A 4,899-nucleotide genomic window follows, 5' to 3' on the forward strand; every position below is an offset into this window, starting at 1 on the left:
GAACAGATGCGACAGTCCTCGGAACGGCAGGGCCAGCAGAAACACCGCGCTGACCAGCAGGACCACGGGCAGCAACAGCCTGAGCAGCCGCAGCACCAGATAGGGCGAGACATAATCCGACAGCTCGTTCACCACGGCCAACGCCACGCCCAGAATGGCGCCGGTCACCAGATAGGGCACCGGTTCGATTTCCAGCAATTGCTGGATCACGTCGATGCCAATCAGCTTGAACAGCGCGTCCGACAGCATCACCACGCCCCATGCGACGCCGACGAAAACCCACGCCGCCGCATAGCGCACCACGATATCCCATGAATGGGTGAACAACGCCGAATAGTTCGACCATTTGCCGTCGACCCAACGCGCCATGGCAAAGGGCAGCGGCACCAGCGTCAGGATCGCAATCGCCACCTCGGGGTGGCCGGTGCCAAGGAAGGCCTCCAACATGTCGAACCGCAGGCTGGACCATGTGAACAGCCCGGCCACGATTACCGCCTGCGCGCCAGACCACAGCGCCGCGCGCGGCATGCTCAGCGGGCCGATCAGCGCCAGAAGCGCCACGAAGAACGTGCCGTAAAGCGAAACAAGGAACAGGAACAGCCGCGGCTGGTCGACCATTTGATCGGCCAGAACATCAACCAGCAACCATTGGCACAACCCGGCCAAGGCACCGATCGCCGCCAAAGTGATGCGCCCCGAGGCTATCTTGTCCGCCATCGCCCGGCCCTTCCTGTTGGTCCATCAGACAACAGCTTAGGCGGGCCATTGCGACCAGACCAGTGCGGATTGCGCCGCACGTTGCGGCAAAATGTCGAAAGCCTCAGGCGGCCTGCAGCATCAGATAACCGGGCAGATGCCCGATATCGGCAAGGATGATGTCGGCAAAGCCCTCAAGATCCCTTGCGGTGGCCAGCCCGGACAGCACGCCAACCGTGCCCATGCCCGCCGCGCGGCCCGCTATCAGATCGTGACGGCTGTCACCGACCATCAGCACATCGGCCGGGTTCACACCCATCTGATCGGCAAAGGCCAGCAACTGTCCCGGCCCCGGTTTGGCGCCATAACCCGAGTCGCAACCGGCGATGAAATCGAACCGGTCCTCGACCCCAACCGCCCGCAGATGCGCGCGGGCCGGGGCTTCGGCATCATTGGTGGCCACACCGACACGAATACCCTGCGCGGTGAAATGCGACAGCAGCGGTTTCAGCGGAGTCGCCTGTTGCATCGGCGCCAGGGCGGCCGAGGCATTCATCCGGGTAATCAGTGCCGCCGGGGTCGATCCGGGCAGATAGGGCAACAAATGCCCCGCCACATCGGCCGGCGTGCCGGCGATCACCGGGCTGTCAGGGGCAAAGCTTTGCCCGGCCATATCGAATCCGATTGCGCCGCCCAGTGCCTGAGCGATCTGCATATCGCCGCCAGCCAGCTCGGTCAGAAACGCCTTGGTCCATGCCACCCAAGTGGCATTGAAATCGAACAAGGTGCCATCCTTGTCGAAAATAATCCCAGTCACGTGAGTCATGCTGGTCCTCCCTAGTATTGGGTATGCCGGGATTCCGCGCTTTGGGTCAACGAAAACACCGGCGCCAATTGACACAAGCCCGCCTCAGGCGGAAAGTCGCCCATATGAATGCACAAAAAAAGTACAGACTGCATCACTCGATCGGCTATCACCTGTCCATTGCGGCCCGCATGCAGGAACGGCGGCTGGACGACTGGATGCGACCGATGGGCCTGACCCGAACCACGTGGTGTATCCTGTTGGCCGTCGCCAACGAGGACCTGACCCGCCCGTCCGAAATCGCTGATTTCGTCGGCATCGACCGCACCGCGACCTCGCGGGCACTCAGGTCGATGGAAGAGGCCGGTCTGGTGTCGCGGCGCTCGGCCTCGACCGACCGGCGGATGACCGAAGTGTCGCTTAGCCAAAAGGCGCTGGATCTGGTCGCACAGGGCACGCCCATGGCGGTCGAGAACAACAGCCTGATCACCGAACAGCTGAACGACAGCGAAAGCGCCGAACTATATCGGCTGCTGAAGAAATCGCTTGAAGGCAAAGAGCGCGGGCTGAAACAGCTGTAATCGCGGCTCAGGTCCAGTGCATCTGCGCGCCGCCGGGCAAAGATTGGCGCGCCTGCATCACAGTCTCATAGGGCTGCCCAACGGTCTGGCAGAACCCGATGACCCATGCGTCATCCATCATCAGAAAATCCAGAAGCGCGATCTGGAATTCGGCGCTGGCGGCCTGTGTCGCAAGATCGGCGGGCGAGGCCCCGCTGGCCCCCAGAAACGCGCCGAGCAGATCCTCTTGTTCGGCCAGCCAAGCCAAGGCCTGAATTGCGATGGTTTCCGCCTCGTCCTGACGCATCCGTGATCTCCTTGCCCACCCGGTTAAAGGGTTTGTTAACGATTATTGGCCATATCTGAATCCCGACAAGAACAACATCCGAAACAGGCAATGAGGTAACCTGCATGGCAGGGCGAATCCTGGTCGTTGATGACATCGCCACCAACCGCATCGTGATGAAGGTGCGTCTGGCCGAGGCCTGTTACGAAGTCCTGCAAGCCGAAGACGGGCGCGCGGCGCTGGATATCGCGCAGCGCGAACGGCCCGACCTGATCCTGTTGGACATGATGATGGCCGACATGGACGGGGTCGAGGTTTGCCGCCGCCTGCGCGCTGATCCCGAAACCGCCGACATACCGATCATCGTCATCACCGCCAGCCGTCAAAGCGATCACAAGATGCGCGCCCTTGCGGCCGGGGCGGATGAGTTTCTGCCGAAACCGCTGGACGAACTGACGCTTTTGGCCCGGGTGCGCAGCCTGTTGCGGGCTCGCGAAACCGCGCAGGAACTGGCACTGCGCGACAGCACCCGCCGGGCGCTGGGCTTTGCCGAGGCCGCCGAGATATTCGCTCGCCCCGGCACGGCGGCGCTGATCTCGGGCCAGCGCGAACAGGCGCTGTCGTGGAAAACCGCGCTGAAGGGCCGGGTTCAGACCGGGCTGACAGTCATGACCCGGACGCAAGCGCTGGCCCTGCCGGAAACCAGCGCCAGCCCCGATCTGTTCGTGATTGCCGCCGATCTGGACCGGCCCGGTGTCGGGCTGCGATTGCTGACCGACCTGCGCGCCCGCGCCGCCACCCGGCACGCCGCGATCATGATCGTGGTGACTGAAGGCGATCATCAGACCGCTGCCATGGCGCTGGACCTTGGCGCGACCGATCTGATCGCCGCGCCCTTCGACCCTCAGGAAATGGCGCTGCGGCTGGAGGCGCAGATTCAGCGCAAACATCAGGCGGATCGTTTGCGGGCCTCGGTCAAGGACGGGCTGCGCATGGCGGTGACCGATCCGCTGACCGGGCTGTTCAACCGCCGCTATGCCCTGCCGCATCTGCGCCAGATCGTCAGCCGCGCCACCGAGACCGAGCGGCCCTTTGCGGTGATGCTGCTGGATATCGACCGGTTCAAGACCGTCAATGACCGCCACGGCCATGCGGCGGGTGACGTGGTGCTGCAACAGATCGCGCAACAGATCGCCGCCAACCTGCGGCCGGTCGACATGATCGCCCGCATCGGAGGTGAGGAATTTCTGATCGTCCTGCCGGAAACCGCGCCCGGCCTTGCCAGCCGCACCGCTGAACGTCTGCGTCAACAGATCGGCGCGACGCCGGTGCTGTTGCCCGGCGGCATCGGCAGCCTTGTCATCTCGGTCAGTATCGGTCTGGCGCTCTGCGATCCGGGGGCCGAGGGTTGTAACGACATCGACGCCATCCTGTCGCGCGCCGATGCCGCGCTTTATCGCGCGAAATCGAACGGGCGTAACAAGGTCACGATCAGCCCCTCTGCCGCCTAAGGCACCGGGCCGCGGCCTTATCAGTCGCGATCGTAATCGTGATGGCGCGGCGGCGGGCCGCGGCGCAGCAGCGCCTCAAGCCGGTCAGCGAATTCCTCGCGTTCCTCATCATCCATCGCGGCAATCTGCGCCAGCATCAGATCGCGCACATGGTCGGCCTGCGCATTGACTCGCGCCTGTTGCTGTTCGATCAGGTTTTGAACCAGCGCCGGGTCATAGGGCGTCGCCCGCAGCGCCGCCACAACCTGATCAAAGTCACGGCGCACGGCGCGGCGGTTCTCGCGCAGTTGCCCGACCTCATGCCGCAGCATCTGCCGCATGTGGTCGCGGTCGTCATCGTCAAAAGCAAACCCGTATGGCCCGTAAGCCAACAGATCGCTGCCCGGCTCGCGCGCTTCGGGATGCGGACGTTCGTGGCGCACCACCACCCCGGCGACCGTGCCCACCACCAGCAGGTTCAGCGCCAGAGACAGCGCCAGAACCACCCGGCTCCAACGAAAGGGGGTCTTCTTATCCGGTTGTTGGTCCTGGGTGCTCATGCGCCGCCCTCCACAAGAAATCCGCTGAGGGACGGGATCATGTCCACCACGTCATAGCCGCTGTCGGCACTGCCCGGCCAAACGCTTGCGGTCAGGCTGTCCAGCCCCGCCGGCGCGGCATAGCCGATCCAGACCCCGGCCATCGTCGCCGTTGCCAGCCCGGCCACCGCCGGCCAGCCGCCCAGTTGCGTCAAGACCCGTTGCACCCATCCGGCACGCGGGACCGGCAGCACCACCGGGGCGGGCGGTGCCTGCAAGGCTGCCGCATCGGCCAGAACCCGCGCCATCAGATCGTCTGACGGCACCGGCGCACCGGCGCGGCCTGCCTCAAAGAACTGTTCCAGTTCCTGATCCGTGATCATCGTGTCATCAGCCATGGTGATACCCCAACTCTTCCCGCCGCCCGGCCAAAGCCAAGGCCAGCGCCCGTTTGCCCCGCGCGGTCAGACTTTCGACCGCTTCGGTGCTTATCTCAAGTATATCGGCAATCTCGGGGTTACTC

6 protein-coding genes and 2 pseudogenes are annotated in these 4,899 nt (G+C 64.1%); 2 read left to right on the plus strand and 6 right to left on the minus strand.

The window, feature by feature from the left end; genetic code table 11:
- Positions 1 to 717, minus strand: a pseudogene (locus ABYW26_RS10520) (DUF4153 domain-containing protein); the annotation flags it as partial.
- Positions 718 to 820: 103 nt separating this feature from the next.
- Positions 821 to 1,522 carry an HAD family hydrolase gene (locus ABYW26_RS10525; RefSeq protein ID WP_372604799.1) on the minus strand — a complete coding sequence of 234 codons (702 nt, stop codon included), beginning with the start codon at positions 1,520 to 1,522 and terminating at the stop codon, positions 821 to 823.
- A gap of 104 nt (positions 1,523 to 1,626) precedes the next feature.
- Between ABYW26_RS10525 and ABYW26_RS10530 the strand changes: the two genes are divergently transcribed.
- Complete coding sequence (locus tag ABYW26_RS10530) at positions 1,627 to 2,082, plus strand: MarR family winged helix-turn-helix transcriptional regulator (RefSeq protein WP_372604800.1); 456 nt, start codon at positions 1,627 to 1,629, stop codon at positions 2,080 to 2,082.
- Between the two features lie 7 nt (positions 2,083 to 2,089).
- Here ABYW26_RS10530 and ABYW26_RS10535 read toward each other — a convergent pair whose 3' ends face one another.
- Positions 2,090 to 2,368, minus strand: coding sequence for a DUF3572 domain-containing protein (locus ABYW26_RS10535; protein ID WP_372604801.1), 279 nt, complete (start codon positions 2,366 to 2,368; stop codon positions 2,090 to 2,092).
- 104 nt (positions 2,369 to 2,472) lie between these two features.
- Here ABYW26_RS10535 and ABYW26_RS10540 point away from each other — a divergent pair, with 104 nt between their 5' ends.
- Positions 2,473 to 3,858, plus strand: coding sequence for a diguanylate cyclase (locus tag ABYW26_RS10540; RefSeq protein WP_372604802.1), 1,386 nt, complete (start codon positions 2,473 to 2,475; stop codon positions 3,856 to 3,858).
- A 20-nt stretch (positions 3,859 to 3,878) separates the two neighbouring features.
- Here the strand turns inward: ABYW26_RS10540 and ABYW26_RS10545 are convergent, their stop codons facing one another.
- From ABYW26_RS10545 to ABYW26_RS10555, 3 genes and pseudogenes are all read right to left on the minus strand, one after another.
- On the minus strand, positions 3,879 to 4,397 hold the full coding sequence (locus ABYW26_RS10545; protein ID WP_372604803.1) for a periplasmic heavy metal sensor: 519 nt from the start codon (positions 4,395 to 4,397) through the stop codon (positions 3,879 to 3,881).
- Positions 4,394 to 4,774: a dihydroorotate dehydrogenase gene (locus ABYW26_RS10550; protein ID WP_372604805.1), complete on the minus strand. Its 381-nt coding sequence runs from the start codon at positions 4,772 to 4,774 to the stop codon at positions 4,394 to 4,396. The genes ABYW26_RS10545 and ABYW26_RS10550 overlap by 4 nt, the downstream gene beginning before the upstream one ends.
- Positions 4,767 to 4,899 (minus strand): annotated as a pseudogene (locus ABYW26_RS10555) (RNA polymerase subunit sigma); the annotation flags it as partial. The pseudogene ABYW26_RS10555 and the gene ABYW26_RS10550, both read right to left, overlap by 8 nt.

The organism is Actibacterium sp. (genome assembly GCF_041584535.1).
In the GTDB taxonomy this organism is placed as follows: domain Bacteria; phylum Pseudomonadota; class Alphaproteobacteria; order Rhodobacterales; family Rhodobacteraceae; genus Actibacterium_D.

Bases quoted from the DNA above. Each gene is read 5' to 3' on its own strand.
- ABYW26_RS10525 (WP_372604799.1), bottom strand. From the start codon at position 1,522: ATGACTCACGTGACTGGGATTATTTTCGACAAGGATGGCACCTTGTTC.
- ABYW26_RS10530 (WP_372604800.1), top strand. From the start codon at position 1,627: ATGAATGCACAAAAAAAGTACAGACTGCATCACTCGATCGGCTATCAC.
- ABYW26_RS10535 (WP_372604801.1), bottom strand. From the start codon at position 2,368: ATGCGTCAGGACGAGGCGGAAACCATCGCAATTCAGGCCTTGGCTTGG.
- ABYW26_RS10540 (WP_372604802.1), top strand. From the start codon at position 2,473: ATGGCAGGGCGAATCCTGGTCGTTGATGACATCGCCACCAACCGCATC.
- ABYW26_RS10545 (WP_372604803.1), bottom strand. From the start codon at position 4,397: ATGAGCACCCAGGACCAACAACCGGATAAGAAGACCCCCTTTCGTTGG.
- ABYW26_RS10550 (WP_372604805.1), bottom strand. From the start codon at position 4,774: ATGGCTGATGACACGATGATCACGGATCAGGAACTGGAACAGTTCTTT.